The sequence below is a fragment of the Amycolatopsis sp. genome, assembly GCF_025464955.1.
Lineage (GTDB): Bacteria > Actinomycetota > Actinomycetes > Mycobacteriales > Pseudonocardiaceae > Amycolatopsis.
This window is the reverse complement of sequence record NZ_JAODNM010000024.1, coordinates 13,822-29,641: the sequence shown is the minus strand read 5'-3', so window position 1 is coordinate 29,641 and position 15,820 is coordinate 13,822. Positions and strand designations below refer to the sequence as shown.

Genomic DNA, 15,820 nt, shown 5'->3' with positions numbered 1-15,820 from the left:
GGTTTCGGTCTTGGTGACCACCAGACCCAGCAGCGCGGTGTACCGGTTCATCTCCCGGGTGATGACCCGGGCGTAGTCGACCAATGTCGCCGGATCGGCACGCCGGATATCGGCGGGATCGGGGAGGTCGATCGTTACGCTGGGCACTCCTTTATTCTACTACGGATCGAACGTACATTCGGAACACGTACAGGTGATACACATTATCGCAGAACGTAGTCACCGAATATTCGGAAAGAGTGCCACCGCAACGAAATGCGACCACTCGCGTCCTGCACCTGCTCGCCGCGTCACTCACTCATACACCAAACAAACGAGCGCAGTCGCGTACCGTGATTGCCGAAGTGCGAACGGCGTTATCCGTGCCTTCACCGCCAGGAAAGTCCCCCTCGCCGCTCACGAAAACGCAGCCACCAACCCAAAGAGACAGGCTGAAGATCCGCCGCTGCTATCCATCGGTGGGTCCAGGTTGAGCGCACTGCGAGGGCCGCCATGTCGTGGCCTTGAGGGCACGCCGCGACGTCACACCAGCCCTACCAGCCCCACGCCCAAATTCCTGGCATTGACGTAGGACGCGGTGAAAGTGGCCTTCACGACATCCTGGACCTGCCGAACCGACCTCAGGAACCCCAGCAGCCACCAGGACAACACGTGCTGCCCGTATTAGTCGTCCTCAGCCAGCTGGGTCGCGATTTCGGCGAAATCGTAGATCACCTGTGACTGGCGTGAGGCGATCCAGGCGAGACACACTTGGTTCGGGGGGATGTCTTCGACGGGGACGTGCACGACATCGGGACGGGTGTAGAAGCTCGCCGTGGACGTCGGGATGATCGAGATCCCGGTTCCCGCCGCAACGTGTTCGAGCTTCTCCTCGACACTGTGGATGCCGGGGATCGGTTTTGCCGTGCCTTCACGCAGTTCCAGTGCCACGTCTCGCCATTCCGGGACGACATTCGGATTCTGCAGGAGATGTTCTTCCGCCAGATCGGCGATCTTCACCGACTCCTTTCCGGCAAGGCGATGCACAGCAGGCAGCACGACCACGCGCGGCTCGGAGAACAACGGCCTGATCGTGAGATCACGCTGGTCGACCGGGAGCCGCACAATGCTGACGTCGACCCGCCCGTCGTGCAAAGCCTCGATCTGGTCGTCCCAGCTGGTCCGCACCAGCTGAACCTTCAGATCCGGGTGTCGGGCATTGAAGGCCCGCACCGACGACGTCACCGTGATGCCAGGCATGAATCCGAGTGAGAAGGTCGAACCTTCCCGCGATGCCGCCACCACCCGCCGACGGAGCGCGATGGCGGCGGCCAGCAGCGGGCGGGCGTCGTCGAGCAGTTGACGTCCGGTGGCGGTCAGTTCGGTCGATCGCCTGTCCCGCTGGAAAACCTGGACATGAAGCTCGTCCTCGAGCGCGCGGATCTGCCGTGACAGCACGGGCTGGGCGATATGCAGCCGAACTGCCGCCCGACCGAAGTGCAATTCCTCGGCGACGGCGACGAAGTACCGCAGTTTACGCAGGTCGACATCCATTCGAGCCCCTCTTGTCAGTGCTGTGCGAGCTCGGCGAGCGGGTCGGTGTGCGTGGGCACCCAGTCGAGCTCATCGCGCGCCCTGGCGGGAGTGAGCTGCTGGTCGAGCGTGAACGCCTCGGCGATCGGCCCCATTTCCCTGAGCGCCTGCTCGATGGTCACGGAATGGGTTTTTCCTTGCAGACCAGTGGCTTGGCTGATCGCCACCGCGACCTCCTTCACCGTCGGGTTGACGCCGCTGACTCCCACGTAGACGGTCGCGGGTGCAGCGCGCAGGGCCGTCACGTAGAGCTCGGCGAGATCTTCGACGTGGACGAGCGCCCAGCGGTTCATCCCGTCGCCCAAATACTGGATGGAACCCGCGGCCCTGCCAGGTTCGGTGAAGAACCGTTCGATCAGTCCCGCCGAGTCGCCGTAGACCAGGCCCGGCTGGACCAGAATGGGGCGTTCCCCGGTCGTGGCCCGCGCCAGCACACGCTCTTCGACGTCGAGCCGCCAGGCCACGTTCTTCGGAGGGGCGAGTGGGGCTTCTTCGCCGACTACGCCATCGGTGTCGCCGTAGACCCAGACGCCTCCAGTGTGGACATACGGTCCAGCGCCGATGCCGTCCTGCATCGCCGATGCTGCCGCCAGCTCGGCATCGGCGTTCGCAGCTCTCGCCAGGTGAATGACGCCGTCAGCCCGCGACGCGGCGTCGCGCAGTACGTCGAGATCGCCAAGCGCGCCTGAAATCGGCTTGGCGCCGAGCTTGGCTACCTTCAGCGCTCCGCGATCGTTGCGCACCAGCGCCTCGACCTTGTGGCCGCCTCGGACGAGCGCGGTGATCGTCGCGCTGCCGAGGTAGCCGGATCCACCGGTGACGAAAACCTTCACTGCATCCACCTTCTTCACCATCGTCGTGCCTATCGAGCCTGCCAGCGAGCGGTGGACGGCGTCCAAGACCTGATTCGTTCGCTGTGATACCCGTCAGGTACTACGGCGTGGAGTTCAGATGGTGAACCGGGCCCGGGTCTTGCGGATGAGCTCCCTGGCGGCGTCGACGTGAGCGCCGACCAGTTTGCCGTTCGCCTTGACGAGGTCGCCGCCGACGATGACGGTTTCGACGTCTGCTGGGCCGGCGCCGAGAACCAGCTTCGCGATGGCATCGCCGTGACCGTCCAGATGCGGTGAGCGCATGTCGATGACGGCGATGTCGGCCTGCTTTCCGGGCGTGATGCTCCCGGTCTCGTCCTCGAGGTTCCAGACTTTCGCGCCGTCGATGGTCGCCAGCCGCAGCATGTCACGCTGGTGCAGATCCACTTTGTCGACGGCTTCGCCGCGGGAGAGCGCGTCGGCGTTGGCACGGGAACGTTCCGCTGCGAGCGCGAGGCGCATTTCGGAGAAGAGGTCGGTTCCCGCACTGCAGACCGTGTCGACGCCGAACCCGGCCCGGACGCCCCGCTCGATGGCGCGGCCGGTGGCGGGGAACGTGCTGAACTGCATCAGCATGTCCGTGGACGGGGTGATGCTGATGGTGCCCTGGCTCGCGGCGACGAGGTCGAACTCTTCATCGCTCATCTGGTTGCCATGCGCGAAGTTGACGTCTGCGCCGAGCAGGTTGTGCCGCTTCATCGCCAGGATGGTGTCGGATGTTCCGGCGAGACCGGCGTGGATGGAGATCGGCAACCCGAGTTCCCTGGCGAAGGCGAAGTCCTCGATGGTGCGTTCCATCGTGGTGAAGCACGGGCCCCGCAGTCCCATACCCAAGCGCAGCCGGCCGTTGACGCCATGGGGGAAGTGCTCGTCACGCATGCGCCGTGCGTCGGCGGGGTGCGACGGGTTCGGGTCGTCCCCGGCCGGTCCTGGACCGCCGTAGAGGAAGTAGCCCCGGATCCCGGATTCCTGCAGTCCCCGCAGGTTGGCGTCGGCGTATTCGGCCGATTGGAGGTTGTGCGCCCAATCCGCGATGGTCGTGATGCCGGCGTCGAGCGCCTGCAGCGCACCCCACAGCGTGCCCGCGTAGACGTCTTCGGCGGTGTACTTCGGCGAAACGCCGGCCAGGATCGCGGGTCCGTAGCCCAGGCTGCTCAGTTGCGGGGCGTAGCCGAAGATCGCGCCCTGCCAGACGTGGCGGTGCGTGTCGACCAGCCCGGGAATCACCAGGCGACCGCGGGCGTCGATCACTCGCGTGTCGGAGCCTGCCGTGAGGTGCCGGCCGACGGCGGCGATCTTGCCGTCGCGGATGAGGACATCGGCGTCCGGCAGGTCGCCGAGTTCGGGATCGACGGTGACCACTGTGCCGCCCTGGATCAGCAGTTCCTTTTTCGGCATGGCTGTGCTCCGATCATTGTCCGGGAATTCGGGATATCGTCAGTTTGCGCCGTTCCGGCAGAGTGGGGAAATACCTGTTTCGCGGCCTGTGATGCTCGACGGGTATCACCGCTGCTGATGTCCGGCGGGTATCACAGCTGACCGGACAGGTCTTGGACGAACCGGCGTCACTTCGCGCATTCTGAACTCGGAAATCTTGCGGGGAAACAGGAAACGACGAAGGAGGTTTGTGATGCCTGGTGTTTCAGAAGTGGTGCCGCGTGCCGAGCTGAGTTGGGCGAAGGTGGCCGTGCTCGCGGTCTCGGCGGGTGCGATCGCGGCGAATCTGTATTACGTGCAGCCGCTGCTGCACCTGATCAGCCGGGATTTTCACGCCGGCGAAGGCTCCGTGGGGCTGACGATCACGGTGACGCAGGCGACATTCGCGGTCGGGCTGGTGCTGGTATTGCCGATGGGTGACCTGTTCGGCCGCGGCAAACTGCTCACTGTGCTGCTGGTGCTGAGCGCGATCGGCCTGGCCGGCGTTGGACTGGCGCCGAACCTGGCGGCTCTCCTGGTCGCTTTCGGGCTGGTGGGGTTGGCGAACGTGGCCGCGCAGGTGATCGTGCCTGCCGCCGCGTCGCTGACCGACGGCGAAAACCGTGGCAAGGTGGTCGGTACCGTCATCAGCGGGCTGCTGACCGGCATGTTGCTGGCGCGTACCGTTTCCGGCGTGATCGGCGAGGTCGTCGGGTGGCGGGCGATGTTCTTTTTCGCTTCCGGGCTCATGCTGATCAACGCGCTGGTGATGCGCCGGGTGCTCAAGGACCCGCCGGCCACCGCGCCGCGACCATCCTATCTGGGCACCCTTCGGTCGATCCCCGGCCTGTTTCGCAAGTACCACCAGTTGCCGATCCGTGCGGTGCTGGGTGCGGTCGCGTTCGCGGCGTTCAGTCTGTTCTGGTCCACGGTCGCGTTTGTGCTCTCTGGCGACCATTACCACTACAGCCCGTCCACCATCGGCCTCTTCGGACTGCTCGGTGCCGCGGGTGCGTTGGCCGCGAACCAGTTCGGGCGGGTACCTGGTCCGGCCCGGCTGTTTCCGACCGCGTTGACGGTCGGCTTGATCGGATTGTCGTTCGTGATCCTGATCCCGGCGTCGCACTCGGTGGTCTGGATGCTCATCGGGATCGTGGTACTCGATGTCGGCGCGCAAGGCCTCAACGTTCTCAACCAGCGGCTGATCTACGACGTGGAGCCGAGCGAGCATTCCCGTGCCAACAGCGGCTACATGACGTGCTACTTCATCGGCGGCGCGGTGGGTTCGGCGGTCGGCTCGGTCGCCTGGACGATGGCCGGCTGGACCGGGGTCTGCATCGCGGGGGTGGTCATCGCCGCGCTCGGTGCCGCGATGTGGCCGAAGGTGCGTACTGCCCAGACAGCGTGACCGTCAGCTCGACGTCGTGGCGGAGCGGAGTTCGGTCCCGATCGCCGCGGCCGTCCGGCGCACGAAATCTTCCGGTTCTTCGGCGGCGTCCGGTCGTTCGTCGATGATGCGATGAACGGTGCCGTCGCGAAAAAGGTCGGTGCTGCGAATGCCCTGCGCGGTCGCGGCATCCGCGGCGCGGGCACTGTCCCCGTACTGGATGGCCGCGGCTCCCTCGGGTGGCAGCGGAGCCAACCAGGAGTTGCGCGCGGCCAGGACTCGGTCGGCCGGCAGCAACGCGAGTGCCGCACCGCCGGCGCCTTGTCCGAGTAGGACAGCCAGCGTCGCTACCGGCAACGCCGGAAGCTCGGCCAGACACAGCGCGATCTCGTGGGCGAGCCCGTCATGTTCGGCCGCGGGGCTGAGGGCGGCACCCGCGGTGTCGATCACCGTGACGAAGGGCAGGCGCAGTTGTTCGGCCAGTCGCATGCCGCGCCGGGCCAGCCGCAGGTCGCGAGGCCCGACGGGCTGGGCGGCTCGGCGGTCTTGACCGGCCAGCACGCACGGGACACCGCCGAACCGGGCCAGCGCGAGTACGAGGGCGTTGTCCTCGCTTCCGCCGAGGGTTACGGTTTCCGCGGACGTTCGCAGGAGCTCGCGCACGCCGGGTCGTTCGGGACGCCGGGACCGGAGGACCGCTTCCCACGCTGTCGGCTCCGGGCCGCTCGGAAGTGGCTTGTCGGCAGGAATCGCGTCAGGGGCCGGGGTGGTGTCCACAAGCGACAGCAGCCGCGCGGTCCAGGACGCCAGTTGCCGGGTGAGGACCACGGCGTCGACCAACCCGTGTGCGCTGAGAGCTTCCGCCGTCTGGACACCTCGGGGAAAAGCCGTGCCGTGCAGTGCCGAGTACACCTTGGGTCCGAGGAACCCGATCAGTGCGCCTGGTTCCGCGACGCTCACGTGCCCCAACGAGGCCCAGGACGCGAACACTCCACCGGTGGTGGGGTGTCGCAAATGGACGAGATACAGGAGTCCCGCGGCTTTGTGCCTGGTGATCGCGGCCGTGATGGGCACCATCCGCAGGAACGCGGCCGTGCCTTCCTGCATCCTGGTGCCGCCCGTCGCGGTGGAGGCGATCAGTGGCAGTCGTTGTGTGGTGGCGCGCTCGATCGCGGCGATGATCCGGTCGGCGGCGACGCTCCCGATCGAGCCGCCCAGGAAGGCGAATTCGCTGTAGATCAGGGCAACCCGGCGGCCCTCGATCAGTCCTTCCCCCGTTGTCACTGCCTCGTCGGTGCCGCTGCGCTCGGCCGCAGCCCTCAGCGCGGTCAGGTAGTTCTGCGTGAAGCCGGCGGTGACGGGAGCGTGGTCCCAGGACACGAAGGAGTCCGGGTCGAGGAGGTCGGCCATCGTGGTCACGGATGAGGGCGCCGCCACTTGCGGGGTCACGACCGGACCATCGTCGACGCGCCGGTGAACTCGGCTTGGACAGCGGCGCCGTGCTGGTTGAGCGTGGGCGGTGCCGTGTGCTGGTGGGTGGGGCGCTCTTGGTCATCGTCGAAGAAGCGCAGCGGCGGCCCAGGTAGTACGAGATGCCCCAGGGTCGTGTGCTCGACGTCGATGAGCAGACCTTGGCTGACCGTCTGCTCCCAGGTGTAGACCTCGTCGAGGGTACGGATCCGCCCAGCCGGAACGCCGGCGGATGCCAGCCGTGCCAACAGAGTCTCGGGGGTGTCGGCCGCGAACGCGTGGTGGATCGCGGTGCGCACGAGGTCGCGGTGCTGCACGCGTTCGCCGTTGGTGCGCATGCCCTCCGCTGCCGGGTCGAGGCCGAATTCGGCGCATAGCCGTTGCCATAGCCCTTCGCTTCCACACGCGATCTGCACAGCGCCACCGCGGCAGTGGAACAACCCGTAAGGCGAGATCGACGGGTGGTGATTGCCCTGGGCCGCACCGACCTGGCCGGCCACGGTCCAGGCGGTGCCTTGGAAGCCGTGCACTCCGACGACCGCGGCGAGTAACGAGGTCCGGACCACTGTGCCGCGTCCGGTTCGGTCACGCTCGCGCAGGGCGGCCAGGACGCCGTAGGCGCCGTACATCCCGGCGAGCAGGTCCGCGATCGGCACCCCGACCCGTTGGACGTCTTCGGGGCTCGACCCCGTCAGCGACATCAGGCCCGCTTCGCCCTGGGCGATCTGGTCGTAACCCGATCGCGCACCCTCGGGTCCGTCATGACCGAAGCCGGTAATCGACAGCACGACGAGCCTGGGGTTGAGCTCGTGCAGCCGGGCAGGGGAGAACCCCAAGCGGTCGAGAACGCCGGTACGGAAGTTCTCGACCAGGACATCCGCGCTTCTGACCAGGTCTTCGAGCAGGTGGCGGCCTTCGTCGGACTTGAGGTCGAGCGCGATCGACTCCTTGTTGCGGTTCGCCGACAGGAAGTATGTCGACTCCTGCGATCCGGGAGCACCGACGAAGGGCGGGCCCCAGCCGCGGGTGTCGTCGCCGCCGTCGGGGCTTTCGACTTTGATCACCCGGGCGCCGAGGTCGCCGAGCATCATCGTGGCGTGCGGTCCGGCGAGCGCGCGGCTGAGGTCGACGACGAGGAGGCCGTCGAGAGGTGCAGTCATGGTTTCCCCCAGGTGTGGGCAGTGGCCCTGCGGGCAAATGGCCGAGTGGACCTGTGGCTTGTTGGATTAGTGGACTAGCCAATATGTCCAGTGAAGGCGGTCGTTAGAGTGGGGTCAAGCTCTGCGAGAGGAATGTGGCCCGTGACACGCGAGGCGGCACCAAGGAAGCGCCCGGCGACGCTGCGGCCCGTCAGCCGTCCCCGCCTGTACGAGCAGCTCGTCGAACGGCTGCTCGACTACGTGCAGAGCGAAGGGTTGGACGTCGGCGAACGGCTTTTGCCGGAACGCGAGCTCGCGTCCCTGCTCGGTGTCAGCCGCGCCTCGATCAGTCAGGCGCTGGTCGCACTCGAGGTTCAGGGCATCATCGACGTACGCCACGGTGACGGCGCCGTCATCCTGGACATCCCGCCAGAACGGCAGGTGCTGGCCGCGTTGCGTGCGCGCCGCAACCGGTTGCAGGAGGTCATCGAGGCTCGCGAGGCCCTGGAGGTCAAGCTCGCCACCCTCGCGGCTCAGCGCCATACCGCCGAGGACCTCGCTGCGATCGACGATGCCCTGCGGGTCATGGCTGGTGATATCGCCGATGGCGGCCGCGGGGTCGCCGGCGACGAGCTCTTCCATGGTGCCGTCACGCATGCCGCGCACTCGGGTCTGCTCGCCGGCCTCATGATCGAGATTTCCGAGCTGGTCAGGGAAAGTCGTATCGAATCGCTGGCGCAGGCCGGGCGACCGGAGGAATCGTTGCGGGCGCACCGCAAGATCGCCGATGCCATTCGCGCGGGTGACACCGCTGCCGCAGGAGCAGCCATGGCGGCGCACATCACCGCCGTCTCGGATACCGCGCTATTGCGTGACGCCTGATACTCGGGAGGTATCACAGGCGTCAGATCAGGTCTTGGACGCGGTTGTCTTTTTCGAGCAGAGTCGTCAGTAGCGGCTTTGCGAAGAAAGGCGATTCAATCATGGCGAAACCTGGACTCGATCCGGCGGCGGTACTTTGGTCGGCGAACGAACGCGATCGCGCGAATCGTCCGCTCCTCGTGATGATGCACGGGTGGAGCTATGACGAGACCCATTTGTTCCGCCTGGCACCACGGTTGCCTCGCGACGTCGTGGTGGCCTCGGTGCGGGCCCGCTACGCCGAGGCTGGAGGTTACGCCTGGTTTCCCAGTGCCGGCAATCCGATCGGCGATCCTCGGCCGGACGTGGCGAACGCGGCGGTTCTGGATGTCCTGTCCTGGTTGGACACGCTGCCGACACCGTCCTCGATCGGCTTGCTCGGATTCTCGCAGGGCGGCGGAATGGTGCTGCAGTTGATGCGACACGCTCCCGAACGCTTCGCCTACGGAGTCAGCCTTGCGGGTTTTGTCGTCGATGACACCCAAGCCGGGGACAACGAACTTTCCCGCTCGAAGCCACCCGTGTTCTGGGGCCGTGGCGAGGTTGACTGGGTTATTCCTGCCAGCGCGGTGAAACGCACCGATGCGTGGATGGAGACGCACACAACCGCCGATGTCCGGGTCTATCCGAACCTCGGGCACGACGTGGCCGGACAGGAAGTGGTCGACCTTGCCGCCTTCGTAGCCGCGCAGGTTTAGCTCGCGGCGTCGGGCGAGAGGATTTGGTGGGGCACGAGCCTACCGGCGCCGTATCCCGTGGTTCGGGGTTTTCCCGACGTGCAGGTTCAGCTCGGCGGCTTCGGCGATCACGGCGGCCGTCACCGCCAGCGAAGGCGAGTCGAGTTTCCCTTGCTGCCAGTACACCGGCACGTCGACGGGATGTTCCGGGGCGAGTTCGACAACCTCGCGCCGATCGGTGTGGACCTGCCTGGCGCTGACCTGGCTGAACCCGCACGTCTACCTCGACACCGTGCTCCTGCTGGGTTCGATCGCGGCAAGCCACGGCTCGCAGCGGTGGACCTTCGGTGTCGGTGCGCGCCTGCTCACCGGGTTCTTCGCCCGACCGGGTTCGTGGCGCGTCCTCGACAGCCTGATCGCGGCGCTGATGACGGTCCTCGGCGCGACCATGGTGGCCCGGACCCTGCTGTGACGACTGGCACCAGCGAGCTGGAGCGGGTGCTTGATTCCAGCCGGGACCATCAGTGGCCGAGGACGACGTCGGTTCCCAGGATCACCGGGCCACTTCGTGCAGCTCGATGAGATTGCCGAACGGGTCGCGGCAGAAGGCCTGCCGGGATGTTCCGACCGGGCTCGCGTCGGTGACGGCGAGACCAGCGGCGCCGAGTTCGTCCTTTGCCGCGTCGAGATCACCGACCAGGATCGCGAAATGCTGGCCGACGTCACCCGGAAGGCTGCCGCCTTCGAGTACATGCAGCTGCTGGTCGCCGACGTTCAGCCAGGCGCCGGGTCCAAGATCGTCGGGGCGGTCGGTGCGCAGCTCCATGCCCAGCACATCGGTGTAGAACCTGGCTGCCTCGCGCACATCGGTTACGACGATCGAGACGTGGTGGACAGCGAGCGGTTTCATCGTCACTCCTCTGGTCGTCGGTGCCGATGAAGCCGGACACTCCTGCCAGCCTGGATCAAACTCCAGAGAGGCGCAAGCCCGTCGATCCGCTGTGGAAGAACACGCTTCACCGGAGTTCCGACCAACGGGTTACGTCAATGGTCATTTGTCCCTGCCCATCCCGGCTGAAGTGACCGTGGGTACGTCACCAAGTGGTAAGGGTCACGGTGCCGAATTCGTGTGAGAGTGGGGACAGGCCAACCAAGGAGGGTGTCATGTCGCAAAGTCATTCAACCCGCGTTCGAACCGGGAGCTTGGCGAGAGACCGCTGGGTGAGTTTGGCGACTGTCGTCGGTTCCGCGCTGGTGGTCGCCGGCGGCGCCAAGGTCGCTTATTCCCTGAGCACCACCATGATGACGCACGTGGCTTTTGTCGGCGTCTGGCTGATGCTGACGTTGGGGCTCGCTTTTTCGGCGGTTCGGTTACGTCCCAGGGTGGGCGGCGCGCTCATGGTCGGGTTCGGCATCGGCACCTTGCTGGCCATCATCTTCGGCGGAATGCAGATGTTGTCCTGAGTGCGTCACGAGCCGGAGGGTGGCATCCACCGTACTTTTCGGCCAAGTGGCAGAGCGGAAATTTGCAGCCAGCGGCGGAATGGTTTCTGGAACAACGTGCTGCCCGGATTGCGGCGGACCGCGAATTTCGCCGCGAGGGTTGTCGCGGAGAAACGCGATGCCGCGAGGGGGCAGGCGAGAACCGGCGGGATCAGGTCAAGGCGTGCCTTCACGACGTCTTTGCGATACCGAAGACAGCGGCGGCCTTGTTCGCCGTCGCGACCAGCGTGGTGCTCACGACGTACGTGCTGGCGGTGCTTTCGGTGGGAGTACCGCTGCTGATCGGCGCGGCGTTCGTCGGCGACCTGCCCACGGCGCTGCTGGTCGCGACCGGCTTCGTGGTCCTGGCACTGGCCGGCGCCACCGGCGTGGTGGCTGCCGCCCGGGTGAACGCGAAGGTGTCGCGCCTGCTCCTGTCGCCGCGCCGCGATCCGCTGGCGGAAGCGAAAGAGCTGCTGGACGGTCCTGGTCCGCTGGCCGTCTGGCCTTCGTTACCCACTCGGACGAGTTAAGCGCGGGCCCGCTCAGCAGCACAGTCGAACGTATGTTCTACTAATGGCGCCGGCCCGCGGAGGGGGAAGCTCTGCGGGCCGGGCCAACGTCAAGGGCGGCCCGGCAGACGAGGCGGGACCCCGACGCTCCGAGGGGGAGGTGGGCGCCGGGGTCCCGGGATCCATCCTAAGGGGTGATGCGGAGTTCTGTCGGCTGTTTGGCGAATCCCGCGCGGACGAGTTCTGAGAACTCCATTTTCCTGGGCTGTGGTTCAAGGTTCACGTCGGCGCAGTTCATCTCGGAGGATCTTTTCCAGTTGCCGATCGGCACGGTCCAAGGTGCGGACCACTCGGCCGAGCAACGCCACCACGCTCACCGCGGCAACGGCTGCCAGGGAGATCAAGCTCAGATGAGACACCACCACCGCCCGGTTCTCGCGAATCAGATAGCCCAGCGTCATGCCCGCGATCAGTGCGTCTGCCAGTGCCAGCAGGATCGCGTTCCGCCAGCGGGTAGCAGTGTCCGAACCTGGCATGAGTTCCGTCCAGTCCTGCGATGTCCTAGAAAACTAGACGAATACCGCCCGTTCGGGCAGATGAGTACCTGTTCGGCCTACCGCGTCCGGTTCGCGAAACGCTGTGATAACTTAAAACGTACTGGGGTGGATGTGCGAATGCGAACGTGCTTCGACCTGGCTTGGTTTGCTCTGGTGCGCAGGGGGCGGTAGCTCAGTTGGTTAGAGCAGGGGACTCATAATCCCTTGGCCGTCGGTTCGAGCCCGACCCGCCCCACCTTAAAGGTTGCCCTGACCTGGTGGTTCCCTGGCCTTCGTGATCATCTTGGCAGGGTGTCAATAAGACTGGCGGCTGCTGCGTTTCGGGTGACTGCCAGCCTGTGGGTTCGAACCGACAGGCCGGAGGGTGACGCCGCGCTGGGCGTGAGGCCCCGCGTCCACGCCTCGGGTGTTCAACGGCTGTCTGACTCAGATTGACGATGCAGTCGGAAAAGTCGCGTGGTGCCGGTTGGCCGACGCGAGGCCCGCTCGGTGCCGGCGGTTCGTCCCGGCGCTCGTGCTATCCGAACCCGTGCATGAGAAGTCCAAAAGGGACAGTGACGGGTAGTGCGCGCGTCGTGCCGGGTGAGAACGGACTAAAGATGCTCAGGAATGTTGCCGGGACAGGGGATTCGACTGCGGTGATGGCCTGAGCGTGACAGCGAAGAAGTCACGTTGGTCGGCCCGCAGGTAGCGGTCCGCCGGGGCGGGCATCGTCGGCAGCAGCTTGACCGGCCGAGCACCGGGCAGATCGGGCCGGTAGGTGTTGAACGCGACCATGCCGCTGTGGATGTCGAGTTCCATGCCGCGGATGATTCCGGCCTGGGCCATTGCCGCAGCCAGGGTGGACAGCGTGAGATGGTCACCGCCGACATAGACCAGGTGACCGGCTTGGTCGGTGCCGACACCCGAACGCCAAGTGAACTGGAACTGGTTGCTGGCGCTGCCCCACAACCCGGCCGGGTTCGAGGTCAGTTCGGGGGCGGGCCGTCCGTTGTCGACGACCAGGTGGAGGTTCTGGCGGACGGCAGCGACGTCGGGGGTCATCGTCGCGTCACGTCCCCATTCGGCCACCGACACGCGCCCGCCGCGGTCGATCACCAGTGACGCCATACCGTCCTTCAAGGACTTGGCGAACCGTCCGTCGCTGTAGAAGCCGCCGGCGGTGTCGGCGAACTTGAACCCCGAGTTGAACGTCGCGAGCAGTGTCGGACGCCAGCTTTGCGGAACCTGAGCTTGCTCGGGCCAGCCGGAGCCGCCTGGCTCCTTCGTGCCGGCGACGAGATGGGTGGCGGTCACGTTCTGATCGAGTAGGGCGACTCCGGCGACCACGCTGGCGTGCCGGGGGTCAGGGCGGACGAAGGTGGTGTACGACGCGACCGTGCCGTCGGGTGCGTGAGCCCCCGCGACCCAGACGCCTTCACCGGCCACTGGTGCCGTGACACGCAGATTCGACGGGCCGGCTTGTGCGGCAGGGGAGGGGGCGTGTGCCGTCCGCTGCGGCAACGCCGTGCTGTCCGGCGGTGTGTTGGCCGGTGCATGCCTGGTGTACCACCAGTTTTCGGCCGCGTTGACAACCGGGCCCGCGCCCATCGAGCGGAGCCAGTCGGTTGTCCGCGCGGTGAAACTCGCGGCTCCGGGATAGGTTAATGCCTGTACATAGGTGACACTCGGATAGACCATCGCGACGGCGAGTACGACGCCCGCGATTTTCCACCGCCGCCGCGTGCGCCGCATCGGACCGCACTGATGTGCGGGTTGACCGTCCGCAGATCCCGCTGTATTCGGCATAAGTCGACGGTAGGAGCGCGCAGGTGCCCGGCCGGACAAGGAAGAGTAAGGGCTGGGCAAAACAATGCAGTGGGAAACGCGGGATTGCGCGGGAACTTCACGAGGGCTAAACCCCAGGACGAACGGCGCCGGTCAGTGGCGCGCAGGGGGCAGCTGCACCACGGCCGGCTAGAAGCAGTTCACCTGGGAATCCTCAACTCGCCGCGGCTTCTGCCGTCCGACCGTAGTGTTCGCGGGCTTCGGCCGGGGTGGTCGTCTTGGCGTGCTCCGGCGCTGCGCCTTTGAGGTGCTGATGCATCGTCCGATGAGTCATCGGCATCGAACCGGTGAGGATGCCGAGGGTGACCGCCGGGTTCCTCGCGGCGCGCATGGCAAGGCGGGTGGCGGGCAGGATCGCGGCGTCGAGCGCGCTGGGCTGGTCGAAGTTGCCGAGTTCGCGCATCCACTTCGGGAGCGTGGCGATCGTCGCGGGCGCCATCAGCCTGCTGACCGCCCACATCTTCGCGTTTCCCGAGGCGCGCGGTATGCGCAGCAGGTAGTGCATACCCTCGTTGGCCCGTTCCGAGGTACACAGCTTCGGCCGCACCTGCGCGAAGTACTCCCGCACTTCCCCCCGCGAAGCAGGGACAGTGGCGGTTTTGCAGGTCTGGAGCTCGGCGGCGATCACGGATTCGGCCCAATAGCGGCGTTCCTCGTCGCGCGAGAGCGGGCCGGGACCGTAGCGCTCGTAGCATTTCAGCACCGAATGCCAGCCGGTCACGTGGATCCACAGTTGCGAGTCAGGATTGTTGGCGCTGTAGCGCTTCCCGCTGATCGGCTCGATCCCGGTCGCGGCGGCGTGGACCTTCATCAGGTGATCGGACACCCCGATCGCGGTGCGGCTGTCGCCGACCGCGACCGTGAGGAAGTAGGCCAGGGTGCGGTCCATCCGGCCGGCCGGATCGCGGTAGATGCCGCGCTGATCCGCGACGGCGGCGGCCAGGAACGGGTCGAAGTGTTCGAGCACGACCGAGCGTTGGAAGCCGATCAGCGCGGTCGGCTGGGTCCATACCTTCCAGGTCGGCGAATCGGGACCGAAGAAGCCGTAGTCCAGCCGACGCGGCTGACCGGCTGCAGAATCGTCTGACCTCAGCATGTGCTCCTCCAACCGGACGCCCAATTGCTACTCCGTAGTAGTAATATGCTACGCTAGCGTAGCTTTGTCCAGCCCGTTCTTCGGAACGGCCCTGACCAGCACGGAGACCCATGGCAACGGTGACACCGGCAACGGGCAAGCGGCGCGCCTACGCCCCGCGGATCCCGGCCGCGCAGCGCCAGGCCGCAGTGCTGGACGCCGCGCTCCACCTGGTCGCGACCCAGGGCCAGCGCGCGGTGACCATGGAGGCCATCGCTCAGCTGGTCGGCGTGACCAAACCGGTCGTCTACAGCGTGTTCGCCAGTCGGACGGACCTGCTGACCGCACTGCTGCGCCGGGAACACGAACAGGCGCTGCACCAGTTGTTGGCGATCCTGCCCGACGATGTCGGGCAGCGATTGAGCGAGGATCCCGGCGGCGCGCTCGCCACGCTGCTTGCCGATTTCCTCGACGCGGCAAGGAAGACCCCGGACCGCTGGCACTGCATCGTGATGCCGATGGCCGAGATGCCCGCCGAGTTCCACGCCGCCCGCGAACAGGCAAGATCCGTCGTGCTGGCTCGCGCGCAAGAACTGGCGAACGCTCTGCTGGCGCGCATCGGGACCCCGCCAGGCCTCGAACCGGACATCCTGGCGCAGACCGCCGTCGCCCTGTTCGAAATGGCCGCGCGGCTGGTCCTGACCGAGCCGGAAACCTTTCCCCCGGACCGGTTCCGCGCCTCGATCAAGGCCGTTACCGGCATGCTCGGATTCGTCTGAAAGCCCTCAGTGCCACACTTTCGGCGAGCGACTCAAGTGCCGGGACGGCGGACACGCCAGGGGCTGGGTCGGATCCTGGCGTGTCCGCGATCTGTGATCACGCGTCCACTCGTGGTGATCATGTGTCCGCGCCG

The 15,820-nt window shown here is 66.4% G+C and carries 17 protein-coding genes and 1 tRNA gene; 8 read left to right on the top strand and 10 right to left on the bottom strand.

Going from position 1 to position 15,820, the window contains the following annotated elements; all coding sequences use genetic code 11:
- Window positions 1-663 precede the first annotated feature (663 nt).
- The 3 genes from JWQ81_RS04330 to JWQ81_RS04320 form a co-directional block, all read right to left on the bottom strand.
- The gene (locus tag JWQ81_RS04330) at window positions 664-1,533 is read right to left on the bottom strand and encodes a LysR substrate-binding domain-containing protein (RefSeq protein ID WP_297537710.1); all 870 of its coding nucleotides are present in this window, start codon (window positions 1,531-1,533) and stop codon (window positions 664-666) included.
- Window positions 1,534-1,547: 14 nt separating this feature from the next.
- Complete coding sequence (locus JWQ81_RS04325) at window positions 1,548-2,405, bottom strand: NAD-dependent epimerase/dehydratase family protein (RefSeq protein ID WP_297537707.1); 858 nt, start codon at window positions 2,403-2,405, stop codon at window positions 1,548-1,550.
- A gap of 114 nt (window positions 2,406-2,519) precedes the next feature.
- On the bottom strand, window positions 2,520-3,842 hold the full coding sequence (locus JWQ81_RS04320) for an amidohydrolase family protein (protein WP_297537705.1): 1,323 nt from the start codon (window positions 3,840-3,842) through the stop codon (window positions 2,520-2,522).
- A gap of 232 nt (window positions 3,843-4,074) precedes the next feature.
- Between JWQ81_RS04320 and JWQ81_RS04315 the strand changes: the two genes are divergently transcribed.
- Window positions 4,075-5,268, top strand: a complete 1,194-nt coding sequence (locus tag JWQ81_RS04315) for an MFS transporter (RefSeq protein WP_297537702.1) — start codon at window positions 4,075-4,077, stop codon at window positions 5,266-5,268.
- Window positions 5,269-5,271: 3 nt separating this feature from the next.
- On the opposite strand, the gene JWQ81_RS04310 is transcribed toward JWQ81_RS04315, so the two are convergent.
- Together JWQ81_RS04310 and JWQ81_RS04305 are read right to left on the bottom strand one after the other, a co-directional pair.
- Window positions 5,272-6,696, bottom strand: a complete 1,425-nt coding sequence (locus tag JWQ81_RS04310; protein ID WP_297537700.1) for a carboxyl transferase domain-containing protein — start codon at window positions 6,694-6,696, stop codon at window positions 5,272-5,274.
- Entirely contained in the window at window positions 6,693-7,877 is a 1,185-nt protein-coding gene (locus JWQ81_RS04305) for a CoA transferase (RefSeq protein ID WP_297537698.1), read from the bottom strand. Before JWQ81_RS04305 ends, JWQ81_RS04310 begins: the two co-directional genes overlap by 4 nt.
- 141 nt (window positions 7,878-8,018) lie before the next feature.
- Here JWQ81_RS04305 and JWQ81_RS04300 point away from each other — a divergent pair, with 141 nt between their 5' ends.
- Together JWQ81_RS04300 and JWQ81_RS04295 are read left to right on the top strand one after the other, a co-directional pair.
- Complete coding sequence (locus tag JWQ81_RS04300; protein ID WP_297537696.1) at window positions 8,019-8,738, top strand: FCD domain-containing protein; 720 nt, start codon at window positions 8,019-8,021, stop codon at window positions 8,736-8,738.
- Between the two features lie 101 nt (window positions 8,739-8,839).
- Complete coding sequence (locus JWQ81_RS04295) at window positions 8,840-9,475, top strand: dienelactone hydrolase family protein (protein ID WP_297537694.1); 636 nt, start codon at window positions 8,840-8,842, stop codon at window positions 9,473-9,475.
- A 39-nt stretch (window positions 9,476-9,514) separates the two neighbouring features.
- On the opposite strand, the gene JWQ81_RS04290 is transcribed toward JWQ81_RS04295, so the two are convergent.
- Complete coding sequence (locus JWQ81_RS04290) at window positions 9,515-9,646, bottom strand: hypothetical protein (protein ID WP_297537692.1); 132 nt, start codon at window positions 9,644-9,646, stop codon at window positions 9,515-9,517.
- Window positions 9,647-9,692: 46 nt separating this feature from the next.
- Here JWQ81_RS04290 and JWQ81_RS04285 point away from each other — a divergent pair, with 46 nt between their 5' ends.
- Window positions 9,693-9,926, top strand: coding sequence for a hypothetical protein (locus tag JWQ81_RS04285; protein WP_366942257.1), 234 nt, complete (start codon window positions 9,693-9,695; stop codon window positions 9,924-9,926).
- An 81-nt stretch (window positions 9,927-10,007) separates the two neighbouring features.
- On the opposite strand, the gene JWQ81_RS04280 is transcribed toward JWQ81_RS04285, so the two are convergent.
- On the bottom strand, window positions 10,008-10,364 hold the full coding sequence (locus tag JWQ81_RS04280) for a VOC family protein (RefSeq protein ID WP_297537690.1): 357 nt from the start codon (window positions 10,362-10,364) through the stop codon (window positions 10,008-10,010).
- 311 nt (window positions 10,365-10,675) lie between these two features.
- Here JWQ81_RS04280 and JWQ81_RS04275 point away from each other — a divergent pair, with 311 nt between their 5' ends.
- Both JWQ81_RS04275 and JWQ81_RS04270 read left to right on the top strand, forming a co-directional pair.
- Window positions 10,676-10,918, top strand: a complete 243-nt coding sequence (locus tag JWQ81_RS04275) for a hypothetical protein (RefSeq protein ID WP_297537688.1) — start codon at window positions 10,676-10,678, stop codon at window positions 10,916-10,918.
- Window positions 10,919-11,163: 245 nt separating this feature from the next.
- Complete coding sequence (locus tag JWQ81_RS04270) at window positions 11,164-11,469, top strand: hypothetical protein (protein WP_297537686.1); 306 nt, start codon at window positions 11,164-11,166, stop codon at window positions 11,467-11,469.
- A gap of 251 nt (window positions 11,470-11,720) precedes the next feature.
- On the opposite strand, the gene JWQ81_RS04265 is transcribed toward JWQ81_RS04270, so the two are convergent.
- Complete coding sequence (locus JWQ81_RS04265) at window positions 11,721-11,984, bottom strand: hypothetical protein (protein WP_297537684.1); 264 nt, start codon at window positions 11,982-11,984, stop codon at window positions 11,721-11,723.
- Window positions 11,985-12,166: 182 nt separating this feature from the next.
- On the opposite strand from JWQ81_RS04265, the gene JWQ81_RS04260 reads away from it, so the two are divergent.
- Window positions 12,167-12,240, top strand: a tRNA-Ile gene (locus JWQ81_RS04260).
- A 368-nt stretch (window positions 12,241-12,608) separates the two neighbouring features.
- Here JWQ81_RS04260 and JWQ81_RS04255 read toward each other — a convergent pair.
- Window positions 12,609-13,739, bottom strand: coding sequence for a phosphodiester glycosidase family protein (locus tag JWQ81_RS04255; RefSeq protein WP_297537682.1), 1,131 nt, complete (start codon window positions 13,737-13,739; stop codon window positions 12,609-12,611).
- 247 nt (window positions 13,740-13,986) lie between these two features.
- Window positions 13,987-14,928: an oxygenase MpaB family protein gene (locus JWQ81_RS04250; protein WP_297537680.1), complete on the bottom strand. Its 942-nt coding sequence runs from the start codon at window positions 14,926-14,928 to the stop codon at window positions 13,987-13,989.
- Between the two features lie 110 nt (window positions 14,929-15,038).
- On the opposite strand from JWQ81_RS04250, the gene JWQ81_RS04245 reads away from it, so the two are divergent.
- Window positions 15,039-15,686, top strand: a complete 648-nt coding sequence (locus JWQ81_RS04245) for a TetR/AcrR family transcriptional regulator (RefSeq protein WP_297537678.1) — start codon at window positions 15,039-15,041, stop codon at window positions 15,684-15,686.
- Window positions 15,687-15,820 lie beyond the last annotated feature (134 nt).

Bases quoted from the DNA above. Each gene is read 5' to 3' on its own strand.
- JWQ81_RS04330 (WP_297537710.1), bottom strand. From the start codon at position 1,533: ATGGATGTCGACCTGCGTAAACTGCGGTACTTCGTCGCCGTCGCCGAG.
- JWQ81_RS04320 (WP_297537705.1), bottom strand. From the start codon at position 3,842: ATGCCGAAAAAGGAACTGCTGATCCAGGGCGGCACAGTGGTCACCGTC.
- JWQ81_RS04315 (WP_297537702.1), top strand. From the start codon at position 4,075: ATGCCTGGTGTTTCAGAAGTGGTGCCGCGTGCCGAGCTGAGTTGGGCG.
- JWQ81_RS04305 (WP_297537698.1), bottom strand. From the start codon at position 7,877: ATGACTGCACCTCTCGACGGCCTCCTCGTCGTCGACCTCAGCCGCGCG.
- JWQ81_RS04295 (WP_297537694.1), top strand. From the start codon at position 8,840: ATGGCGAAACCTGGACTCGATCCGGCGGCGGTACTTTGGTCGGCGAAC.
- JWQ81_RS04280 (WP_297537690.1), bottom strand. From the start codon at position 10,364: ATGAAACCGCTCGCTGTCCACCACGTCTCGATCGTCGTAACCGATGTG.
- JWQ81_RS04265 (WP_297537684.1), bottom strand. From the start codon at position 11,984: ATGCCAGGTTCGGACACTGCTACCCGCTGGCGGAACGCGATCCTGCTG.
- JWQ81_RS04255 (WP_297537682.1), bottom strand. From the start codon at position 13,739: ATGCGGCGCACGCGGCGGCGGTGGAAAATCGCGGGCGTCGTACTCGCC.
- JWQ81_RS04250 (WP_297537680.1), bottom strand. From the start codon at position 14,928: ATGCTGAGGTCAGACGATTCTGCAGCCGGTCAGCCGCGTCGGCTGGAC.
- JWQ81_RS04245 (WP_297537678.1), top strand. From the start codon at position 15,039: ATGGCAACGGTGACACCGGCAACGGGCAAGCGGCGCGCCTACGCCCCG.